Annotated in this window: 19 protein-coding genes; 7 read left to right on the top strand and 12 right to left on the bottom strand. The window is 44.3% G+C overall.

What is annotated here, in order from left to right; translation table 11 throughout:
• The first annotated feature begins 151 nt into the window (after positions 1-151).
• Positions 152-778: a glutathione S-transferase family protein gene (locus PGQ95_RS05815; RefSeq protein ID WP_087859996.1), complete on the top strand. Its 627-nt coding sequence runs from the start codon at positions 152-154 to the stop codon at positions 776-778.
• A 5-nt stretch (positions 779-783) separates the two neighbouring features.
• Here the strand turns inward: PGQ95_RS05815 and PGQ95_RS05810 are convergent, their stop codons facing one another.
• The 3 genes from PGQ95_RS05810 to PGQ95_RS05800 form a co-directional block, all read right to left on the bottom strand.
• Entirely contained in the window at positions 784-1,887 is a 1,104-nt protein-coding gene (locus tag PGQ95_RS05810) for a PQQ-dependent sugar dehydrogenase (RefSeq protein WP_430917251.1), read from the bottom strand.
• Between the two features lie 104 nt (positions 1,888-1,991).
• Positions 1,992-2,375 (bottom strand): biofilm formation regulator BssR, encoded by a 384-nt coding sequence (gene bssR / locus PGQ95_RS05805; protein ID WP_045364588.1) that lies wholly within the window; start codon positions 2,373-2,375, stop codon positions 1,992-1,994.
• A 136-nt stretch (positions 2,376-2,511) separates the two neighbouring features.
• Positions 2,512-3,402, bottom strand: coding sequence for a Kdo hydroxylase family protein (locus tag PGQ95_RS05800; protein WP_087859999.1), 891 nt, complete (start codon positions 3,400-3,402; stop codon positions 2,512-2,514).
• A 460-nt stretch (positions 3,403-3,862) separates the two neighbouring features.
• Here PGQ95_RS05800 and PGQ95_RS05795 point away from each other — a divergent pair, with 460 nt between their 5' ends.
• From PGQ95_RS05795 to PGQ95_RS05785, 3 genes are all read left to right on the top strand, one after another.
• Positions 3,863-4,612, top strand: coding sequence for a hypothetical protein (locus tag PGQ95_RS05795; protein ID WP_430917249.1), 750 nt, complete (start codon positions 3,863-3,865; stop codon positions 4,610-4,612).
• 259 nt (positions 4,613-4,871) lie between these two features.
• Complete coding sequence (locus PGQ95_RS05790; RefSeq protein WP_430917247.1) at positions 4,872-5,774, top strand: DUF2971 domain-containing protein; 903 nt, start codon at positions 4,872-4,874, stop codon at positions 5,772-5,774.
• 498 nt (positions 5,775-6,272) lie between these two features.
• Positions 6,273-8,066, top strand: a complete 1,794-nt coding sequence (locus PGQ95_RS05785) for an AIPR family protein (RefSeq protein WP_032753927.1) — start codon at positions 6,273-6,275, stop codon at positions 8,064-8,066.
• A 140-nt stretch (positions 8,067-8,206) separates the two neighbouring features.
• Here the strand turns inward: PGQ95_RS05785 and PGQ95_RS05780 are convergent, their stop codons facing one another.
• Complete coding sequence (locus PGQ95_RS05780) at positions 8,207-8,773, bottom strand: recombinase family protein (protein WP_274891991.1); 567 nt, start codon at positions 8,771-8,773, stop codon at positions 8,207-8,209.
• A 529-nt stretch (positions 8,774-9,302) separates the two neighbouring features.
• On the opposite strand from PGQ95_RS05780, the gene PGQ95_RS05775 reads away from it, so the two are divergent.
• Positions 9,303-10,181, top strand: a complete 879-nt coding sequence (locus PGQ95_RS05775; RefSeq protein WP_023284895.1) for a retron St85 family effector protein — start codon at positions 9,303-9,305, stop codon at positions 10,179-10,181.
• 258 nt (positions 10,182-10,439) lie between these two features.
• Positions 10,440-11,369, top strand: a complete 930-nt coding sequence (locus tag PGQ95_RS05770) for a retron St85 family RNA-directed DNA polymerase (protein WP_023284894.1) — start codon at positions 10,440-10,442, stop codon at positions 11,367-11,369.
• 39 nt (positions 11,370-11,408) lie between these two features.
• Here PGQ95_RS05770 and PGQ95_RS05765 read toward each other — a convergent pair whose 3' ends face one another.
• From PGQ95_RS05765 to PGQ95_RS05745, 5 genes are all read right to left on the bottom strand, one after another.
• Positions 11,409-11,765, bottom strand: coding sequence for a hypothetical protein (locus tag PGQ95_RS05765; protein ID WP_089503839.1), 357 nt, complete (start codon positions 11,763-11,765; stop codon positions 11,409-11,411).
• 26 nt (positions 11,766-11,791) lie between these two features.
• On the bottom strand, positions 11,792-12,355 hold the full coding sequence (locus PGQ95_RS05760; protein ID WP_141651324.1) for a hypothetical protein: 564 nt from the start codon (positions 12,353-12,355) through the stop codon (positions 11,792-11,794).
• 728 nt (positions 12,356-13,083) lie between these two features.
• Positions 13,084-14,640, bottom strand: coding sequence for a type III restriction endonuclease subunit R (locus PGQ95_RS05755; RefSeq protein WP_274891982.1), 1,557 nt, complete (start codon positions 14,638-14,640; stop codon positions 13,084-13,086).
• A 31-nt stretch (positions 14,641-14,671) separates the two neighbouring features.
• A complete protein-coding gene (locus PGQ95_RS05750) occupies positions 14,672-15,046 on the bottom strand; it encodes a hypothetical protein (RefSeq protein WP_430917243.1) in 375 nt (124 codons plus the stop codon).
• 344 nt (positions 15,047-15,390) lie between these two features.
• Positions 15,391-17,283, bottom strand: coding sequence for a recombinase family protein (locus tag PGQ95_RS05745; RefSeq protein WP_430917241.1), 1,893 nt, complete (start codon positions 17,281-17,283; stop codon positions 15,391-15,393).
• A 43-nt stretch (positions 17,284-17,326) separates the two neighbouring features.
• On the opposite strand from PGQ95_RS05745, the gene rimO reads away from it, so the two are divergent.
• A complete protein-coding gene (gene rimO / locus PGQ95_RS05740; protein WP_395226519.1) occupies positions 17,327-18,634 on the top strand; it encodes a 30S ribosomal protein S12 methylthiotransferase RimO in 1,308 nt (435 codons plus the stop codon).
• A gap of 205 nt (positions 18,635-18,839) precedes the next feature.
• Here the strand turns inward: rimO and gsiD are convergent, their stop codons facing one another.
• Genes gsiD through gsiB form a run of 3 tightly spaced genes read right to left on the bottom strand, consistent with a single transcriptional unit; the run spans position 18,840 to position 22,261 of the window.
• Positions 18,840-19,751, bottom strand: a complete 912-nt coding sequence (gene gsiD / locus PGQ95_RS05735; protein WP_430917238.1) for a glutathione ABC transporter permease GsiD — start codon at positions 19,749-19,751, stop codon at positions 18,840-18,842.
• A gap of 1 nt (position 19,752) precedes the next feature.
• Positions 19,753-20,673, bottom strand: a complete 921-nt coding sequence (gene gsiC, locus PGQ95_RS05730; protein ID WP_020079290.1) for a glutathione ABC transporter permease GsiC — start codon at positions 20,671-20,673, stop codon at positions 19,753-19,755.
• Positions 20,674-20,719: 46 nt separating this feature from the next.
• Positions 20,720-22,261 carry a glutathione ABC transporter substrate-binding protein GsiB gene (gene gsiB, locus PGQ95_RS05725; RefSeq protein WP_430917236.1) on the bottom strand — a complete coding sequence of 514 codons (1,542 nt, stop codon included), beginning with the start codon at positions 22,259-22,261 and terminating at the stop codon, positions 20,720-20,722.
• Between the last annotated feature and the right edge of the window lie 24 nt (positions 22,262-22,285).

Below are 22,285 nucleotides of genomic sequence, written 5' to 3'. Positions count from 1 at the left end.
CTTTGCCCCAAGGGTGCCCCACAAAGAGAGTGGTAGGGATAAAAAGCGTTTAATTACAGTAAAATAAAATCGCTTGATGGAATATTAACTTTATTCCAACATGATTGCTCACCATGTTGCAACGGCGATTAAATAACATGCAGGAGCGGATATGATTACGTTATGGGGCAGAAATAATTCGACCAACGTGAAGAAAGTACGCTGGGTGCTGGCGGAACTGGATCTTCCTTATCAGCAGATTCTGGCGGGGCTGGAGTATGGTCTCAATCACGACCCGGAGTATCTGGCGATGAACCCGAACGGCCTGGTGCCGCTACTCAAAGACGATACCAATGGGCTGGTGCTGTGGGAATCCAACGCCATTATTCGCTATCTTGCCGCTCAGTACGGGCAAAACCGGCTGTGGGTAGAGTCGCCTGCGCAGCGCGCGCAGGGTGAAAAATGGATGGACTGGGCCAACGCCACGCTATCGCCGGCGCACCGTCCGGTATTAATGGGGCTGGTCAGAACGCCGCCGGACCAGCGCGATCCGGCGGCCATTGAGGCAGGTATTCACGCCTGTGAAGGGCTGTTCGCCATGCTCGACGATGAACTGGCGAAGCATGCCTGGCTTTCCGGCGATGAGTTCGGCCTTGGCGATGTGGCGGTGGCGCCGTTCGTTTATAACCTGCTGTCCATCCTCGACAGCTGGCAGCCGCGGCCCCATCTGCAGCGCTGGTACCAGCAAATCCAGCAGCGTCAGGCCTTCCGCGACGTGGTCATGATCCCGGTCACCTGAGGTGATTACTCCGGGCTGACCTTGAGCAGTTCACCGTCAGGCTCGTCGGTTAACAGATACAGATAACCGTCGGGCCCGACGCGCACATCACGAATGCGTTTGCCGCGATCTTTTAATAGCCGCGTCTCCTCGCTGAGAGTATTGCCGTCCACCGAGAGCACAATCAAAGACTCATCCTTCAGCGCGCCGATAAACAACTTATGTCGCCACTGCGGGAAAGTCGGCGCGTTGTAAAACGCCATGCCGCTCAGCGCCGGGGAAACGGGCCAGACATGCAGCGGCGCCTCGGTATTCGGCGCGCTCTTTCCTTTAGCTTCCGGGATAGGTTGGCCGCTATAGTTAATGCCGTGCGTCGCCAGCGGCCAGCCGTAGTTTTTCCCGGCCTGGGGAATATTGATCTCATCGCCGCCGCGCGGGCCGTGCTCGTTCAGCCACAGCGTATCGCTCCACGGATTCATCGCCATTCCCTGCGGGTTGCGAATACCGTAAGCCCAAATCTCCGGTCTGATGCCAGTACGGCCGACGAAAGGATTATCTTTGGGGATTTCCCCCTGGTCAGTCAGGCGTACCACTTTCCCCTGCAGTTTATCGAGATCCTGCGCCGTCGGGCGCTGATTGTTTTCACCTAAACCAATAAACAGATGCCCTTTGCCATCAAAGACCATCCGCCCGCCAAAATGATTGCCAGTGGAGAGCTTCGGCTGCTGGCGGAAAACGGTTTTAAAATCTTCCAGGTTTTGCAGGTCAGCGCTGAGGCGGCCGTACCCCACCGCGGTACCCGCTTTGCCGTCCTCGCCCGCTTCGGCATAGCTCAGCCATACCCGGCGCGACTGAGCAAAATCCGGAGCCAGCACCACATCCAGCAGGCCGCCCTGACCGTTGGCCCACACCTTCGGCACGCCGCGAATGGGCGCCGATAATCCTTTATCGAGATGCCAGCGTTTAAGTTCGCCGCCGCGCAGGGTAATCAGCACGCCTTCATTGTCCGGCAGGAACGCCAGTGACCAGGGGTGGTCGAGGTTATCCTGCAGCACCTCAACGCGCGGCGCGGCCATCGCCGCCATGGGCAGCAGCACAGTCATGAGAGTTATTTTTAGATATCGGCGCATGGCGCACTCCTTTCGTCAGCATTGCTGATAAGGGTAGCCAGCGTGGCCAGTCAGGCGGGGATTTTTACATAAACTTTAACAGGGGGAGTCGCCTCCCCCTGGATTCAGGCGTGGGCAATTGGCGCGGATTTATTCAGAATGTGAATATTCATCGTCAATCCCGACAGACAGCGTTCTAGCTTCTCTACGTTAACGGCAATATAAGCCGGGCAATCATGATGCCCGCTCATCAGGCAAACCGCCGCCGAAGCGACGGACTCGCCGGCAAGGCGGAAGGCTTCCATCTCTTCCGGCGCGATGGCGTGCTGCAAACGCGGCGCGTGTACGCGCAGTTCATGGCATAGCTCAAACAAGTTATCACGCAGATGGTCATTTTCGCTGACTGACATATAGCCTTTCGCTTTACGAAGCTGGAGATAAGCCGCCAGATCGATATTGGCATTAATCAGCTTATTCAAAAGGTTAGTGTAACGTCTGTCAACGCTCATCACGGTCCTCCTCTGTCGTCCATTACCATAATCATAGTATGGTCATTTTTTGCGCGGAATCATGAGCAAGGTCAATAATCCCACAGCAATTAACATTATTTACAATGTTACAACTTCAGAGGTCACGCCGCGTTGTTCAACTTACCAGCGGCTGGTTCATCAACTTTTCCAGCACCTTCAGCGGTGAATAATGCGGATTATGCATCGCGCTCACCGGCAGTTGGAAAGTCTGTTCCAGCATAAACTGGCCGCCCATCGCCGCGTGCGGCGTTTGATCGGAAAAGCAGATCCAGGTACTCCCCGCGGCAAACTCTACCGCCTGCTGTACGCCGTGCTGTTGATATTCCGGCGTACTTTTCATTTTGTCGTGCAACGCCAGCATCAGATGATCGTAATGGCTGCGTTTGCTTTTGGTGATCCCCACCGCCGATTGCAGCCAGCTGGCGAACGGCGACCACGGTTTCAGCGTCGGCAGAAAACGCGCAGCGAGCGTTTCAAAATGTTCGCCGGTGCGCCACAAACGCGGTTCACCGTGCGGATTGATGTTGCAAAATACGCGCAGAATGCGATCGCCATAAACCGGGCGCGACGGGAAAGCGTCGACGTGCAGGCGGGTATCATCTTTACGCCACGAGGTCGTGTCGCGCCAGGCGGTTATCGGATGCAGCCGCAGACTGGTTTGCGGGCGATAAAGCGCTTCGCGGTATCCGGGCAGCAGTGCATCAATCAGGCGCAACGTGGATTGATAGTAACGTTCGGTCAGCTGCAGTACCGCCGGGGCTTTCGCCGCGTCCGCTACGCCTTTAATTTCACGCTTTTGTGGCTGATAGCTAATGTTCTTACGCTTCGGCGATACTAAATCGGTATTGAGTAATTCGCGCTCTTCGGCAGTCAGCGAAAAATCCAGATTCGGTAAATAGAGGACGTTGCCCTCTTCCAGCGAGTGCTGAATTGACGATGGCTGCGGCGGAATATCCAGATGGGTAAAGGGTAATGTAGTAAGGGCCAGCGGACTACTCGTGGTCATTGTTATGCTCCTTGCCGCATGGGTTTATCAGTTTTGGCTCCGGCCATAGGCAAGGTTAACAGAATGTTATTAAACGTAAGGTCAATGTAAAGGAGATAATGGTTTTAAATACCATAGCTGAGTTTTTTTGCCGTAAAGCTTTTTCATCATTCATCGTCCCCTGGCTATACTCTTTTTCGCAAAGATCTGTAGAATTCCTGCCCTGACCATTCCAATAAATGAACATTTTTTAAGCTATGAGCAATGTCACGCACCAGCCGAAAATCGGCTTCGTCTCCCTGGGCTGCCCGAAAAATCAAGAAACAAATTGAGGTCAACAATCAACCAATTATCTAAGCAAGAGCAAATCTATTACTCAGCCCTATGTAATCAACACCTTTTAGACTGGCAATTCGAATGTATCATAGCCCTATGAAATTCAGAGATTTTGTGATATCAAAATACCTTTGGGTTATGGGATATGACCATGTTCATCGGGTTGTGGAAAGCAGTTAAAGAAGTTGCTATTGCGATAATGTTAGTACTATCACTGTGGTTAGTGATAAGTAGTGCTATGAAAAAAGACATTGGCAATCTAACAGATTGGATAAGTAGCTTAAGTTCTTTAGGTACTTTAATTGTCGCTTATTTAGCTTTCAAATCTGCACCTAATTGGTTTCATCAAAAGATGGATGAACATGCATTTACTTTAGCAAAGGAATTAATCACGGATCTTCATCCAAAATTATTCATGAGCAATAGAAAGTTCAACACGATAATAGAAGACTACACTACCTACTATTACCACACGAATGCTGATGACGCTTATAATGACTTCATCTCAACCTTGTATGAAAAAAAAATATCATATCGGCAAAACCATGATTTGATGTTTAAAATTAAGACCACCGTTGATTCATTAGAGAAATTAGGTTGGAATTTTAAATCAAACATTTTTTCTTATCACAAAAAATACCTCAGAGATTCAATCCAGTTCATCAGTAGCCTTAGAAAAATCGACAATGAAATGAAAGAAATTAAAGAACTATCTTCGACTGCTACCTCTGACGAGGATTATAACAAAATCGAATCAAAGAAAAGGGATTTCTTCGAAAATTTAAAAGCTCTAGTTATGCTTGACGAATGTGACAAGTCGTATAAACAATTCATAGGCTCCGCAAAATTAGTACCAGATTACTTTGAAATAACAACTATCAAAACTAAACATTGAATTTAGAGTACCCGAGCATGCCCCCAAACTACTGTGGTCTGACCTCGCTCGGTAGACGTTCCAGCTTTACAGTTGGCAACCCATTGGTTCTGGCGGTCAAATGATCATCTGATATAGCTTAAAGTTGAGGCATGATGCATCCCTGAGCAAATATTTGTACAAAATGAGGCTAGAAGAAGAATATCTATTTTAAGAATCTAAATGATTACTTAAAACAATCATGACAGAATTAATCTATATGTTAGAAGAGGAATTATGAATGTGTAAAGTTTATCACTATACAGGCTCGCTAGGATTATTAGGGATAATACAAGACGGCGTTATTCGCTGCACTAACCTTCAATATCTAAATGATAAAATGGAGCATATCTACGCAATTGATGCATTTCAAAAAGAATGTGACCGATTAAAGCAAGAATGTAAGAGTGACTCACCTCACCGGGAACTTTATAATAACATTAGCAAATGGATTTCAACTAATATTAAAGACGCTTATGTAGCTTGTTTTACTGAAAATGCGGATAATACAAATCATTGGCTTTCATATGGAAAAAATGATGTTAATTATGCTATTGAATTTAATAAAATTGATTTAGAATACGGTGCAAATGCTTGCGGTCGACCAGGGAATATAAAAGAAGCTATTGAATCACTAGGAAATCCTAAGAATGGAGAGAAAGTTCCGGGTGAAAAAATACTTAAACATTTCAAACCTCGCTTTAGTAAAGTATTCTACGATAACACACACATAGAAAAAATAATGGAAATTAATTCATTATCAGAAGCACTCAAAGCTCTTGGCCCAGAAAACTTCGCGTCTGAAATTTATAATAAATTATGTTTCTTATTCCCGGCAACTAAAAACGCGGAATGGAAACATGAAAATGAGTTCCGCTTAATATTATCGGAATGCAAATCAGTTGATCGTTCGAAGGGTGTATGGCTCGCTGACCCAGGAAAAGAAACACTAATAAAATGGAAAGATAATAACGGCATATTAATTCCTTTTGTTGAGTTTCCAATAAACAGACGCATAATTAAAAAAGTAACTTATCATTCCCGAGGTGATAATAAAAGAATTGAAGAATCATTATTATTACTTAAGCGACTTTATCAGCTTGAATTTGAAATTGAAAACTCAGTAAGCAGTTATTATCGCTAGCATAAATCACCCCATGCTCTTCTTTCCATATCGTACAGGAAAGTAAGAGCTGTGTTCATTTCTATGTAAATACTCAGTTAAACTCTGTACAATCCCTGCATTGACCACTACAAAATTTGCAAAAATTTAATCTATGAATAATGTTATGCAGCAGCCAAAAATTGGCTTCGTCAGCCTCGGTTGCCCAAAAAATCAAAATAAAAATTAAGAACAAAAAAGAAACACATCGTAACTTACTGATTTAAATAAAATAAATTTATATACCTTTAGTAACTTTGAGGCTAATGATCTACAAAGCCAAAGTCATGATCTTACCGTTGGAACAATAGGATGTGATATCAATGCTTTAACTTGGTCAATTAATAACCTAAACAACCATTCGACAAAACATGTAAATATTTGATCTGGATCTTACTTTTCTAACATTCATCATTATTTATTTGTTAAATGTGTAAAATATTACGTAGTTATTACACATGATAAATCAAAGGTTATAATATGGCATATAAAAAATTTAGCGATAGCTCATTTATCAGTGCATTAGATCAGCGTACGGACCTTGAAAGATTTAAAGAAAATCGATGTGCAGTATTTGCCTTAGAGTTATTTTATGGAATAGATGATCCATTAAATGAAATAGGTCCTGCTATAACTGCTGGAGGTGATGATTGCAAAATTGATCTTCTTTATATAAACAAAGAACAAAGATCAATAGTTGTAATACAAGCATATGAAGCACAGACGTTTAAATCGACAGCCAAAGGTAATAAGGGTGCGGATCTTTCTTATGCAATCGGTGTACTATTCTCAACGCCTCTGAAGGATATCCCCGAAGGAATAAGACCACACATTAGTGAAGCAAGAGATGCAATAAAAAAAAATGAAATTAGCATGATTCACTTTTGGTATTTGCATAATTGTCCTGAAAGCATACAAATAAAACAACAAATGCTACCTCTTCTCGAGTCTGGAAGGAGTCAGTTAAGAGAGCAATTTAAATCTATTAAAGATATAGATGTAAGTATAAAAGAAATAGGTTTAGAAACTTTAGATGAATATTATAGATCATCCAAAAATGCTATATTAATCGAAGATGAATTTATCCTTCCCGATAACACTTTTGGGTATATAAAAAATGGGGATGGATGGGAAGCGTTTATGACCAGTATCACTGGTGAATGGTTATCAAGCCTTTACAAAGAACATAAAGACTTGCTTTTTAGTGCAAACGTACGCGGCTTTATGGGTGCAAATAATAAAGATAAGGATAAAGTAATCAATGCAGGAATTCAGAAGTCGGCTAAAAAACAAAAAAACGACTTCTTTGTTTTTAATAATGGGATTACTGCATTAGTACATGATTATGAATTAGAAAAAAGCAATAACGATGTAACAGGTAAAATAAAAAAAATAAGGGGACTATCGATAGTTAATGGTGCCCAGACCACAGGCTCACTTGGGACATTGGATGAAAAAGGCTTAGAAAATATATTCATTGGTATAAGATTCATTAAATGCTCTAATTTACAAAAAATTCAAGATATAACTAGATTTAACAATAGCCAAAACATCGTAATCCCTTCTGATTTCAAAGCTAATGATCCTATACAAAAAAGATTACGGGAATCATTTAAAAAAATAAAAATTGCTACTTATGATGGTGGTTTACGAGGACATCAACTAGCTGGCGATAAATCATTACGTATAGATGCTCATACAGCTGCACAAGCATTGGTATCTTGGCATGGAAATCCTAAAGATAGCTACCACAAAAAAACAAAAATTTGGGATGATCCAGAACTTTATAATATTGCTTTCCAAAACACTATTACAGCTGAACATTTGATATTTGTATTTACGCTCCTTGAGGCATGCAACCTTTACAAAGAAAACCTTCTGGAAAAAATGAAACAGAAGACTATAACCTCTCATGAAAATACAGTTTTATCGCTGTTAAATGAAAGAGGTTCGTCCTTCATGATTATCCATGCAATATCTCATTTAATGGAAACTATCTTAGAACAAAAAATATCCAAAAAATATGCCATATGTTTTAAAGATAACATGACTCGTGATGATTGTATTACTACATGGATTGATTTGATTGAAAAACTTTCCCATCAATTATTAATACTTAAAGTTGGCCTTAAGAAAAGGCTTTCAGTAGAATCAGAAATAAATTCATCTACAGAGTCCGTAGTAAGGAATTTTGGGACATCATTTATTGCAATAAAAGGTATGATGCAGGGTATCAATCCGTATATGGATTTTGTAAACAAAGTTCAAAACTAATTTTAACAGGACAGATAGAACATTACTATTACTTAAGCTCTAACCGATTAGTGTTTGAAACAGATAAAGAAATATTACATCGATATCAAAAGGATATATGTAGTCGTATTTTACATATGTCCTTTTTTTCTCATTTGCAGCTATGATCGTTCATGAGTAAGCATTTCTTTCTTCACGCGAAACACTGTAGCCCTGCCGCAATCACATAGCTTTGCGATCTCGTCCGGTGTGTTCTTTCCGGCCTTTAACATATCGATAATCTTACTGTGTAGTTCTTGGTTCTTTTGCTTGCCTTTGTATTTCTTAGCCTCTTTAGCAAGGGCAATTCCTTCGTTGCGACGTGATGCAATCATTCCCCGCTCAAATTCTGCAACGGCTCCCATCATGGTTAAGATTAAGCGAGATTGTGGGGAGTTATCGAAACTCATTGAGTTAGCAAGGAACTGAACAGTGATCCCGCGAGCTACGAGGTTATCAATCATTTCCAGCAAATCGCGGGTATTACGTGCAAGGCGATCAATCGAGTGCGTCACAAGCGTGTCACCTTCGCGGAGGTGTGAAAGCAGATTCAACAATTCAGGTCTTTCGCTGGTGGACTTACCTGATTCTTTCTCGGTGACGATTTTGTCACAAACAGGTTCCAGTACTGCTAACTGACGTTCAAGGTTCTGATCCTTCGTTGAGACTCTTGCATAACCAAAAATCATTTTCCTGCCCTCACTACCGATTTGTATCATTTAAATTAACTTAATGATACAGTATCATTTAAATGCATTCAATATCTAAATGATACTAAACGAGACGCAAAAGCGGAGTATCACAAGGGACTACTCAAAAGAGATTTTTGATCGTTTATTTTTTGTTCAATGCAGGGTTAGTGAAAAGTTCAGTACCGAGATCTGAGTACACGGCATTTTGTCGCGGGGGGTTAAACCTGATCAAGTGAACGAGATTTCAAATAAGGTAGATTAAAACTGACTGTACTTTTTCCTGAGTAAAAGATTACTTAAGATTTTTGTCAAAAATCGAGGGACCTGGTTTTCTATTATTTTGTGTGCTTAAGGCCAGTAATTCTTACACCTTGATATACTATGATGCCATTTGTATGTGCATGATATATAGATACTTTTTAAGGATTTCAAACAATTCTGCGTTAAGACATTTATGATGCAGTCACACTCTTTTTATAATATAATCTGGAGTTACATACGAGGAGTGCCATTGTTAGGAACAAACATGAAACTTCCCAAAGATAGCATTATCAACAAGTTCCCGGACCTACATATCCATCAAACTATTGACGAAATTAGAGACCTATTGATTAACGGATTTGATGATTCCCAAAAAACAATCTTTTTATGTGGGAAAGATAAATCTGACAAAAAAAGTCTTCGATATAAATTCTCGACATTTCTTTCTCAAGAGAAAGGTATCACTCTAACTTATCCAGAGGATTTGTTTGAAGATCTCCTAGAAGGTCAGGGAAAGAACAGTTTGCTATCGCTAGAAACTCAACTTGCAAACTCTGTTGATCTTATAGTTCTTATACCTGAAAGTCCGGGGTCTTTCGCTGAACTAGGTGCATTTTCCATGGATAAAGCCCTAGCCAACAAGATGCTTGTGATGAGAATGGGGGAATTTAAATCAGGGAAAAGCTTTATAAATCACGGACCTATACGCCTCGTCAGAACCCATGGCGGGGAAATATATGATATTCCAAAGAACTTCGATGAAAAGAACCCCGAACATGTAAAATTAGTACTTGGAAAAATTAAAGAAACTCTTCCGAGTGGTAGAAAGAAGAAAAAGTTGGACAATATCTTATTATATTCACAACACGTCCTTCTTTTAATCTATTTATTTGATGATTTAAATTTACGCTCGGTGTATAAAACCATGGAGCTGATCATGGAGAGAAAGTTTGACAATCGAGATAATGTTGCCTGTAAAGCTGCGACACACTCCCTCATAAGGGCAGGAATGATTAACCAACAAGAGGGATTATTCAGTATAACTCAAATCGGTTATAACTCAATAATTAATAGTTTCTACTTGAAATCATCACTTGCTGAATTAAGGGCGAAAATCATGAATAAACAATATGCTAGACAATGACTAAGATTCATCTTAGAATTTTCGAGTGTGCTAGTTTTTAAGCTGGTGACTTAGCTAGTTCGTTAGTTAGGTTCACAGTGGATGGAGAGTCTCTCCGTTCCCGCAATACATCACAGAGATAGCTTGATGATCGAGTCCCCCAACTCCCGCCCACCGTGACTTGGGGGACTCGTACATCAAGCCTTGCAGCTTTAGCCGTTAAAAACTAGCACACGCTTTTAAAGCGAGATAATGCCCCTCTACACTGATGAAACGAACATGAATGCTCATCAAGGAAAGTACACCCAGCAACTTTTATCCCTTCCAATTCTTGAGAATGTAGATGATTTATCTCAATTCATCAGGCTTCCGAAAGAGATAATTTCAAAATTTAGCTTTAATAACCATAGATACTACCACCGTATTGAAATGAAAAAAAAATCTGGGGGTATCCGTTACATAGAAAGCCCTGTAAAAGAATTAAAGGCAATACAACGTTGGGTTCTCAGGTCTATTTTAGATAAATTGTCACCTTCAGTTTACGCGAAAGGTTTTGTACGGAAAAAATCTATACTTGATAATGCAAAACCTCATGAAGGAAACCAATATATACTAAACTTGGATTTTCAGGATTTTTTTACCAATGTGCAAGCATCTCATGTATATACTTTATTCAAAAACATTGGTTACAATAATAATATAGCATTTATCCTTACATCTTTTTGTACAAAAGAGGGTTATTTACCTCAAGGTGCCCCAACGTCACCCGCCTTATCTAATCTTGTTTGTTTAAGACTTGATCACCGTTTGTCTACGTATTGTAAAAAACGTGCGTTAACATATACACGTTATGCTGATGATCTTTGCATATCAGGAAACAAAATTTTAATTTTAGAAAAGGCCTCCTATTTAATAAAAGAAATAATTAGAGACGAAGGTTTTACCATAAACTCAAAAAAAGAAAAATTTCTTGGGCCTAAAGTTCGTAGAGAAGTTACAGGATTAACAGTCACACCTAAAATCACCATTAGTAAAAAAGATTATTGTGTCTACAGGAAAAGAATTTACGATTTAGTAAGAAATGAAGTTTCAAACAAACATGAAATCATAAAAGGCATATTATCCTTTGTCAGAAGTATTGATAAAGATAAAGAAAAGAAACTTACAACATTCTACCTTAAGCAAATATCCATTATTGGTGAGAATTAATATTAATGGAGGCCAACTTAATGGCCTCTCAACTTATATTCAACTAATGCGATTGAGAACCATGTAAGCTGGCTCGCACATACTGCCCCGTTCCTGTAGCCAGTAGTAGTCAAGATCGGCAATACGCACATTCAATCCTGAATCAACACGATTGATCTGTAACCGTAGCCCTACACTGTCTTTGTACGATAAACCCGATTTAACATTGTACTTGTACTTAACCCCTCCTTCTTCTTCAAATGACTTGAGATAAGGTGTCATTTGTTCCTGAATTTCCTTTAAGCAAACAACTTCATTACCAACAATAAAGGGCTTTTCTGGTTTCCCATCGGGAATAGTAGTCGCAATTGCAGTTAATGGGATTATCATTAAGAGTACTGATAATATTCTTATCATCATTTCTTCCCCCTGATACAAGATTACTATTTCGAGCAAATCTGTGTAATTGTTCCATTATGGTTAAAATCAACGAGAATTACTTTTATGGTACTATCATTAAGCACTGATACAAAATAGTTACTTGATGAATTCCCATACTTGCGTGATCCATCTGCTGCGATTTCATTAAATTTAGCAGTATCAGTAATATCTTTATCACCTGGAATTGGCATTCGACTGAACAACTTATCATCTGAGATAGTATATTCAACTAAAATACTTTTATCTGAATAGTAACCAGAATTATGTTTTTTTCCTTGTCGAGTTTGGGTTATCGCATCAAACTTATCGCATTTATAAACATCGGCTTTTTTTGTTTCCGTACTGCCCACCGTTGAAGCCTTAGCATTTATATCCGTACTTTTATCCTGTGAAACAACCCCGGAACCAATTCCTATTGAGACCACAAAAACAATAAAGCTCATGACTAACGCAGCAATCGAAGTACGGAACTTTCCCCGACCTTTATTTCTGGAATAGTTTGAAACTTTCCTGAAAGTAAGTACTGCAAGGATCACACAAATGATGGAAACAACAAGCCCGGCCATAAAATCCCTCAAAGGTTGTGTATCAAAGGTAATCAGAATATCACTTCACAACAAATTGATCGATAAAAACGATCGATATATAGATATTCGATCGATAAAAACTATCAAAATCTATTGATCGCAGGCAAATCAATAGGTAAAAACGATCAGACGTTGGTCAGTACTTCGAAAGCATCTGAAGTCCTTGGTCTTGACATTTAAATGCCCTCAGAAAGCCGCTAAGGTTGTTTGATTGCTTATGGATTGGGAGTATCTGCATTTAGTTAAAATTTCGTTCCGGGGCTTCCTGTGCGTTTTGTCGGAAACACCATCATGGAAAGGGATTGATCGGATCGGGTTCGCTTCGCTCAGAGCAGTACTGACAGGGCTTTTCCAGTAGCTGAAACAGCAGATACCCCACTAAGTACTCAAAGGAATTATTAGTACAATAAGTAATTAAATAACAATCAGTTATGTACTTACTGACAGAACAAAAGACGCGATTGGTTCGCTCTGCCAGTGACTGAAAGGAACGAAGCAGTAGAACCGAATCCAGCGAACAGTACACGCAAAGCGGGTGCTGTTTAAATTTTTCATCTATATAAACAATGGGATAACTATCAAGTACTCACTGCGTGAGCACTCTCACTAACTACCCGAAACAGTTCGCTTGCTTCGCCGCTCCTGCTTTCAGGCAGTTAATTCGCTTTCGCTCTTAGGTTGATGTCCGTTTTTTCTCTAAGTGTATATTATAAGGGGTTATTTTTGGACATGCTGCTGCTTTTCATGTCGGTGTTTCGGACTGAATTTGCGTCTTTTTTTTGTACTGCTTTCTGGTATCTGCCCCACATAGCCGTAGTATCGTCAGTACTGAGATCCGCGTTGACAGTACTTGCAAGAAATGCTTTGAATGCCACTAACTCAAGCCCCGGATTATCCTTTTTCCAGCGACTGAAACGCTTCGATTTTGTATCACTCAACGCAGGCAGCCTCTTAACGTTTGTGGCTCCTTTTGGCCTTCCTAGTGCCCCCGGTGCTACGTTTACAAGTACTTCAGGGATATGTTCAATATTTGTACTCAATGACTCTGCCTGCCATTTATCGAACACATAGACAATCTGGGTTGCATCATTGTTGAACTGACGTGATATCCCCCTTAAAGCGAACTGGTGAAGGTTTTCGTACTCTCTTGCCTGATGGATGTCTTCACCTGTAATCTTTAATAGCAATTGACACAGCTTCGCTTCTGTATCGTCTGGACGCATACAGGCTAACCAGACGCATGTATGTCGATCTTTGTAGTCGTTATGCCCCCTCGCATCAGGGCTTATTCTGTAAGCCTTGTGCAGCTTCTGCTTGTCGGTATTGTTGTTCGTCCAGTAGTATTCCTGACCTTCGAGTACTTCAGAGAGATAAGCATAAACACGCTGGAGTTGACTAGGATTCTTTTCCTTCCATGTCTTTGACAACTTTATATTTTCTGAGAAATAGTATACTTTGAGGCGTTCAGTTAAAGGTACTTTTCGTTGTTGCAGATCATCCAGACTGATTTCTTCAAACATCCCTTGATTTGCCTTATAAATCAATGAATTTTCGAAGTTTGCCCCCATGAAAGTAACAGGTAATCCGAGATACTTACTGAGATCTTTCCATCCAAGAATGCTCAATTGCACTTTCTCTGGATCGACAAAGTAATCGTTGTTCATGATGAAAATATCATTCTCAGCTATGACAGAAAGCTCTTGGGCGATTTTGTTCATTAAATCCCCTTTTACTGCTTTCTTTTTAGCTGTTAAATATCGTTCCTTTTCCTCGTCGACAATCTCATGCTCCTGCATCAGTTCATGATATATAATGTCTTTTATTCTCTGATTATCGTCATTAATATTTTTGAATGAATGAAAATTAGTCACATCATCAAGCCAAATCTGCCAACCTTCTAGCATTTCAACTGGTATTCTAAAAAATGTTTTATCACTAATGATAAGAACCCGCTCAACTGGTGCTTTGAGGAAATCCAGCACTGTGTTAATGACATTTTTACTCCTAGGCATTAAATCACTAATCAGCAATTTGCAGCTATCAAAGTTTTTAGACGTATCTGTTGCGAGTTTCTGTGTGTTTTGTACGATAATGAACTTTTCAGTACTGCCTTTAGTGTTAAGTACTTTATTGATATTCTTACATAATTGATATGTCTTACCTGAACCACACTCAGCAGATACATACTTAAACTTGTTATAAATAGGTGTAGGATTAATCATTTGTACACGCTCCATATTGATTAATTTAGAAAGGTCAGCCATTCCAGTGTCTGGCCTTTCGTCGTTTTTGTTATTAGTATTTAGGAGTTGCGACAACTACAAGACCATGCTTATCAACAAGTGAAAGAAGTTGGTTCACTGCCTCAAAAGCTACAGGAAGTTTCATAATTAATGTCGAATACATCGCAAATTTTACTTCGTTATTTTCTATATCGACTTCTGTTATATTGCTGCTTTCTACATTTAGGCCGCGATAACGTATTTTATCGTCCTTTAGGTAAATGGTGTGAATCCTCTCATGTCCCTGATATTCATCCATAACCTGTATGTAGGCTTTTGTACTACTTTGCTTACGTTGAACCGTAACGCTAAAAGCAGCTAACTCATTGAATAGATGCTTTATTTCATTAACAATTGCGGAAGGTATCTTACTATTTTTCTTTGACATATCGTTACTCCTCTAAATTAAAAGTCATCTCATGGTTAACCTCCTACGGGTGCTGTTAATGTTTGATTGGCTATATGTTAACGGGCAAAATTGCCCCAATCAAGAAATAGTTGCAACTTTTTCTTGACAATCTCATTACTATTCAAGTCAAAAAATCATATATCATTTAGGCACTATCTTTGTACTTTCTAACTGATACATTCTTCGATGGTTTCACGAGTATCTTTGTACTTTCTTAGTAGTACAATTATTAAAAGTTTCGAGAGTTCTCAGTTTTGATGCGGCCATTGCCGACTTAAAAAAGCATCCTATGATGAGCCTGCAACACTACAAGTTCTTTGGCTTCATACCTTATAACGCTCTATGAAGTCTTTACGCGACAATCCAGTCGCTTCCAATGCTGCGGTTATTGCCTTCGAAACCCGGCCATTCATCGCAATGCTATAAGTTATCCCATCATACTCAACATTCGCACGTTCATACTGTCCAGTATTAGGCCAGAATGATGCCCCTCGAATATCACTATAACCAATGACTCCTAACATAGTGTTGGCAGTCTCGAAAAGCTTTAGATAACTCTGTTTGATACTATCCAGTTGCTCTACTGCCTTCTGAAATAGCGGATTACTAACAAAATTTGAAGAGTCTCCACCTTCAATTTCTTTTGCATCATTAGTGGAATACTCGATAGTAAAAGCCCAAAAAGGTTTTCTGTTGACTCCACCAAACACTAGCCATTCATCTTTATGATGACACTTTATTTTTATAGTTATACATCCATCTGCTTTTTCAACAATAATACTTTCGATTATAGAGCTAATAATTTTCCTTATTTTGTTTCTGTCAGCATCCTCCATATTTGTAAACACCGACCACTGAATAAGCATCAGGAAATCAGTAATATCTACTTCTAAAGATCCTTTACCTTTCAATGAATGTAAGCGTTCTTTCAACTTATCAACTTCCAGAACAGTCTTTTTACGTTCTAAATCAAAAGTATTTAATTGAACTGCTAGTGCACTAACATCAGGAGCAATAGCTATTGCCTGAGCCATGTTTGCTATGCGAGATTCCAGATCAGTTATCAATATTTCTTTTCTACTAATTTCTTCTTCTATAGCAGTAGTGTCAATACCATCCTTACGACTCTTGTCCATGTAACCGATCAGGAGTGAAATCATTGTACAGTGTTCAACTAATTGAGCTGATATTGACCAGCCAGAACAGTTTTTCTGTAGGTGAACCCCATTCGTACAGATGTAGCGAGCACTACCATGATTCATGAAGGAATGCATCGTTCCTCCACATTTACTACACCGCAACACCTGTAGCCCTGACAACAATTTGATTTCTTCTGTTTTGTCTTTCTTAGCTTTGTAGTTGTTTTGTTGCTTACGTTCAGCCAGCGTTAAAAACTCTGCTTCATCTTTACACAACCACGGATAGTAGTTATCAAGTTTGTAAGTAGCACCACCGACATTGATAGTCCTTTCCCCAATCAACGCACGATTATCACGCATTTTCTTTAAAACTTGATAATCCCACTCCTTATCCTTTAAACCGTTAGGATATTTTTCATCGAGATAACGCTTTACTGTATAGATGCCATTCCCATCTAAAAACATGTCTATAGCTTCGCGGGCGATACTCCAGTAAACCGGATGTTCTTTAACCGCTTCATATTGCGAACCTGAATCATCTATCCAAAACGGATGGCGACCAACTGACTTAATGTTTACTGGCAATCCTGCTTGATGACGTTCGACCAAAGCAACAACATTGCCTATAGTCCTGTTTGATTTCGTTTCTGATTCTTCATTGGCACGGCTGAAAAGCAGTAGTGAGATCATTAATTCTGTTGGATTTTTGTTTACAGAATCAAGTGTATATACCCGCTTATCCATGCCTGTGACGAGTGTCAAACCTAACTCTAACAATTCAATAAACAGTTTCTGTGCAGTAGTTACATTCTGTCTTGTAATGCGGTCCAGATTTTCCACGTATAGCCAGGAATCAGAGGCAATAGCTCCTTGTTTAACTGCATCTATAAAATCCCCTAATTTTCCTGTGTTGGTATTCTTGCCACGAAAAGCACTGACGCCAGGATCTTCGATCTCAACCATTTCCAGCCCAGCTTCAGCCGCATATACTTTCGCGGCTGCAAGCTGCCTGTTTCTGGTTGTTCCTTTGTCCTGGCGATCTGTTGACCACCTGATGTAGCTATAAAGTTGTGGCATCTATATAATCCCCGGCAATGTGAGCAACTGATTGTACAAAAAAATGTCTAAGATTGGATTTATATCATTAGGGTGCCCGAAAAACCTGGTAGACTCAGAACGTATCCTCACCGAACTGCGTACCGAAGGGTATGACGTGGTTCCCAGCTACGACAACGCCGATATGGTTATCGTCAACACCTGCGGCTTTATCGACAGCGCCGTGCAGGAATCGCTTGAAGCGATCGGCGAAGCCTTAAAAGAAAACGGCAAAGTGATCGTTACCGGCTGCCTCGGCGCGAAAGAAGATCAAATCCGCGAGGTGCATCCGAAGGTGCTGGAAATTACCGGTCCGCATAGCTACGAGCAGGTGCTGGAGCACGTTCACCACTATACGCCGAAGCCGAAGCATAACCCGTTCCTCAGCCTGGTGCCGGAACAGGGCGTCAAGCTGACGCCGCGTCACTACGCGTACTTGAAAATCTCGGAAGGCTGCAACCATCGCTGCACCTTCTGCATTATCCCGTCAATGCGCGGCGATCTGGTGAGCCGCCCAATTGGCGAAGTGCTGGCGGAAGCCAAACGCCTGGCCGATGCCGGGGTGAAAGAACTGCTGGTGATTTCGCAGGACACCTCCGCCTATGGCGTTGACGTCAAGCACCGCACCGGTTTCCACAACGGCATGCCGGTGAAAACCAGTATGGTCAGCCTGTGTGAAGAGCTGGCGAAACTCGGTATTTGGGTACGTCTGCACTACGTCTACCCGTATCCTCACGTTGACGATGTGATCCCGCTGATGGCGGAAGGCAAGATCCTGCCGTATCTCGACATTCCGCTGCAGCACGCCAGCCCGCGCATCCTGAAACTGATGAAGCGCCCAGGTTCCGCAGACCGTCAGTTGGCGCGTATTAAACAGTGGCGCGAGATCTGCCCGGATCTGACTCTGCGTTCCACCTTTATTGTCGGTTTCCCGGGCGAAACGGAAGAAGACTTCCAGATGCTGCTCGACTTCCTGAAAGAAGCGCGTCTGGACCGCGTTGGCTGCTTCAAGTACAGCCCGGTTGAAGGCGCCACCGCCAACGAACTGGCGGATCAGGTACCGGAAGAGGTGAAAGAAGAGCGCTGGAACCGCTTTATGCAGCTGCAACAGCAGATTTCCGCCGAGCGTCTGCAGGAAAAAGTGGGCCGCGAAATTATGGTGCTGGTCGATGAAGTCGATGAAGAAGGCGCGATTGGCCGCAGTATGGCCGATGCCCCGGAAATCGACGGCGCGGTCTATCTGAACGGTGAAACCAACGTTAAACCGGGCGACGTGCTGCGGGTGAAAGTCGAGCACGCCGACGAATACGACCTGTGGGGTACCCGGGTCTAATCCCGCTTCCCGGATAGCGGCTTGCGCCTTATCCGGGCTACCAAACCGCTCAGACCTGTAGCCCTGCCAAGCGTAGCGCAGGCTGGGATAATCCGGATAGCGGCTTGCGCCTTATCCGGGCTACCAACCGCTCAAACCCGTAGTCCAGCCAGGCGTAGCGCAGGCTGGGCTAACCTACCAACTTTGCTACCGCCGTACTTGTCTCCTATCCCTTTATCTTCGGATCCAGCGCATCGCGCAGGCCGTCGCCCAACAGATTAAACGCCAGCACCGTCAGGAAAATGGCGATCGCCGGGAATAACGCCACATGCGGCGCCATCACCATATCCGCGCGCGCTTCGTTCAACATCGCCCCCCATTCCGGCGTCGGCGGCTGCGCGCCAAGGCCGAGGAACGACAGGCTGGCGGCGGAGATAATCGACACGCCGATGCGCATGGTAAAATAGACCACTATCGCCGACACCGTACCGGGCAAAATATGGTTGAACAGAATAGTCGAATCGCTGGCGCCAATACTGCGCGCCGACTCAATAAACGTCTGCTGCTTCAGAACCAGCGTATTGCCACGCACCAGGCGGGCGAACGCCGGAATTGAAAAAATCGCCACCGCGATAATCACGTTGGCCATCCCGCTGCCCATCACCGCCACCACCGCAATCGCCAGCAGAATGCCGGGGAAGGCAAACAGCACGTCGCAGATGCGCATGGTGATACGGTCCCACCAGCCTTCGTAGTACCCGGCCAGCAGGCCGAGCACGGTGCCAATCAGCGCGCCAATCAGTACCGCCAGTACCCCAGCGGCCAGCGAAATCTGCGCACCTACCAGCACCCTACTGAAGATATCGCGCCCCAGCGAATCAACGCCGAACCAGTGCACCATTGACGGCCCTTCGTTCAGGCGATCGTAATCAAAATAGTTTTCCGCGTCATACGGCGCTATCCACGGCGCGATAATCGCGACAACAATCAGCAACAGCACAAATATGCCCGCCGCCATCGCCACCGGCTGGCGACGAAAACGCCGCCAGAACTCATGCCACGGCGTGCGGATCTGTCCGGGCTTAACGCCCGGCATGGCGTTGATAACCGCTTCCCTTCTCCAGTTGAGCAATCTCACCTTACTTGTACCTGATAGCCGGGTTAATGGCGGCATACAGCACGTCCACCACTAAGTTGATAAGAATGAACTCCAGCGAAAACAGCAGCACTTCCGCCTGAATCACCGGGTAATCGCGCATCTCCACGGAGTCCACCAGCAGTCGCCCAAGCCCCGGCCAGTTGAAGACCTTCTCCACCACAATGGAGCCGCCGAGCAAAAAACCGAACTGTAGCCCCATCATGGTCACTACCGGGATCATCGCGTTGCGCAGGCCGTGCTTCAACACCACCAGCGTTTCGCTCACCCCTTTGGCCCGCGCGGTACGCATGTAATCCTCATGGAGCACGTCAACGAACGACGCGCGGGTGAAGCGCGCCATCACCGATGCCACCGCGGCGCCAAGGGTCAACGACGGCAGAATATAGTGCCGCCAGCTGTCGGCGCCGACCGTCGGCAGCCAGCCGAGCTCCACGGAAAAGACCTGCATCAGCAGCATACCGAGAGCGAACGCCGGGAAGGAGATACCGGTTACCGCCAGCGCCATCCCCAGCCGATCCGGCCAGCGATTGCGCCACACCGCCGCGGCAATCCCCGCCGCCATGCCGAACAGCACCGCCCAGCTCATGCTGGCAAGCGTTAACCATAGCGTCGGCATGAAGCGGCTGGCGATTTCGCTGGTCACCGGGCGGCGCGAAGCCATCGAGATACCGAAATCACCCTGCAATACATTGGTGATGTAGTGCCAGAACTGGACATGCAGCGGCTGGTCGAGCCCCAGCTGCTGGCGTACCATTGCCACCACCTGCGCATCGGCTTCCGGCCCGGCAATCAGCCGCGCCGGATCGCCCGGCAGCATATGCACAAACAGGAACACCAGCACGGCGACGATAAACAGCGTCGGAATGAGCCCCAGCAGGCGCTTCAGAACGTAATTCAGCATCGCCCCCTCCCATTTCGGCAGAGGGAACGCGTGAGCATAAGCATTATCACTGCGTTAAGTCCGCCTGCTCGAAGCTAAAACCGGTATCCGGCTGAATATAAAACCCGGTCAGGTTTTTGCTATGCGCCGATACCAGCTTTTCCACCACCAGCGGCACCCACGGCGACTCTTTCCAGATAATGTCCTGCGCATCTTTATAGAATTTGGTCTTCTGTTGCGCATCGGTCGTTTTCAGCGCCTCGCTCAGGTCTTTATCGACCTGCGGGTTGCTGTAAAAGGCGGTGTTAAACAGGGTCGGCGGCCAGTTTTGTGAGGCGAATAGCGGCGACAGCGCCCAGTCGGCTTCGCCAGTCGACGCTGACCAGCCGGTGTAGAACATCCGTACCCCGCTCTCTTTCTGCCCCTTGCCTTCAACCTGCGCCGCACGCTGTCCGGCATCCATCGCCGTCACCTGCGCTTTAATACCCACCTGCGCCAGCTGCTGCTGGGTAAACTGCAGCACCTTCTGCGCGGTGCTGTGATTATGCGATGACCACAGCGTGGTGCTGAAGCCGTTAGGGAAACCGGCTTCTTTCAGCAACTGACGGGCCTTCGCCGGGTCGTAAGGCCATGCGCTGTAGGTCTTGGCGTAGGCAATAGAAGGCGGCACGACGCCGGTCGCCGGGGTGGCGTATCCGGCAAACGCGACCTTAACCAGCGCCTGACGGTTAATCGCGTAGTTGATGGCTTCCCGCACCTTCGGATTATCGAACGGCTTCTGCGTTACGTTCATGCTGATATAGCGCTGCATAATCGACGGGCTGGCCACCAGCTCCAGCTTGCTGTTTTTCGCCAGCAGCGGCGCCTGCTCGTAAGGGATCGGGAAAGCGAACTGCGCCTCGCCGGTTTGCAGCATCGCCGCACGGGTGTTGTTATCGACCACCGGGCGCCAGGTAATGGAATCCAGCTTCGGCAGCCCCGGCTGCCAGTAACCATCAAACTTGCTGACTTTGACGAAATCGGTCTGATTCCAGGTGTCGAGCTTATACGGCCCGGTACCTACCGGGTGGAAGCCGATCTCCTTGCCATATTTTTTCAGCGCCGCCGGCGAAATCATCGCCGTCGCCGGATGGGCAAGAATATTGATAAACGCCGAGAACGGTTGTTTGAGAGTGATTTTGACCGTCGTCGGATCCACCGCCTCGGTGCTGGCGATATCCTTATACAGGTTATAGCGTTTGAGATGGTTATCCGGATTGCTGGCGCGATCGAGATTCGCTTTCACCGCTTCGGCGTTAAAATCGGTGCCATCCTGGAATTTCACCCCGCTGTGTAGCTTGATGGTATACACCAGCCCATCCGCCGAGACGGTATAGCTCTCCGCCAGTACGTTTTGCAGCTTCATCTCTTTATCAAGGCCGAACAGGCCTTGATAAAACGACTTCGCCACCGCCTGCGATAAGGTATCGTTCGCGTCATAGGGATCGAGGGTCGTGAAGTTGGAACCGACCGCGACCACCACATCTTTCGCGGCGAAGGCCGGCGTCGCCGCCAGCGCCGAGGCGATGCCAAGCGCCAGTAGCCATTTGCGTGTAACAGGTTGAGTCATGTTGTTATGCTCCTGCAAGAGTGC

It is taken from the genome of Klebsiella sp. 141240 (assembly GCF_050600805.1).
GTDB lineage: Bacteria > Pseudomonadota > Gammaproteobacteria > Enterobacterales > Enterobacteriaceae > Klebsiella > Klebsiella aerogenes.
The sequence above is the reverse complement of the archived record's forward strand: the minus strand, read 5'-3'. Positions and strand labels throughout refer to the sequence as shown.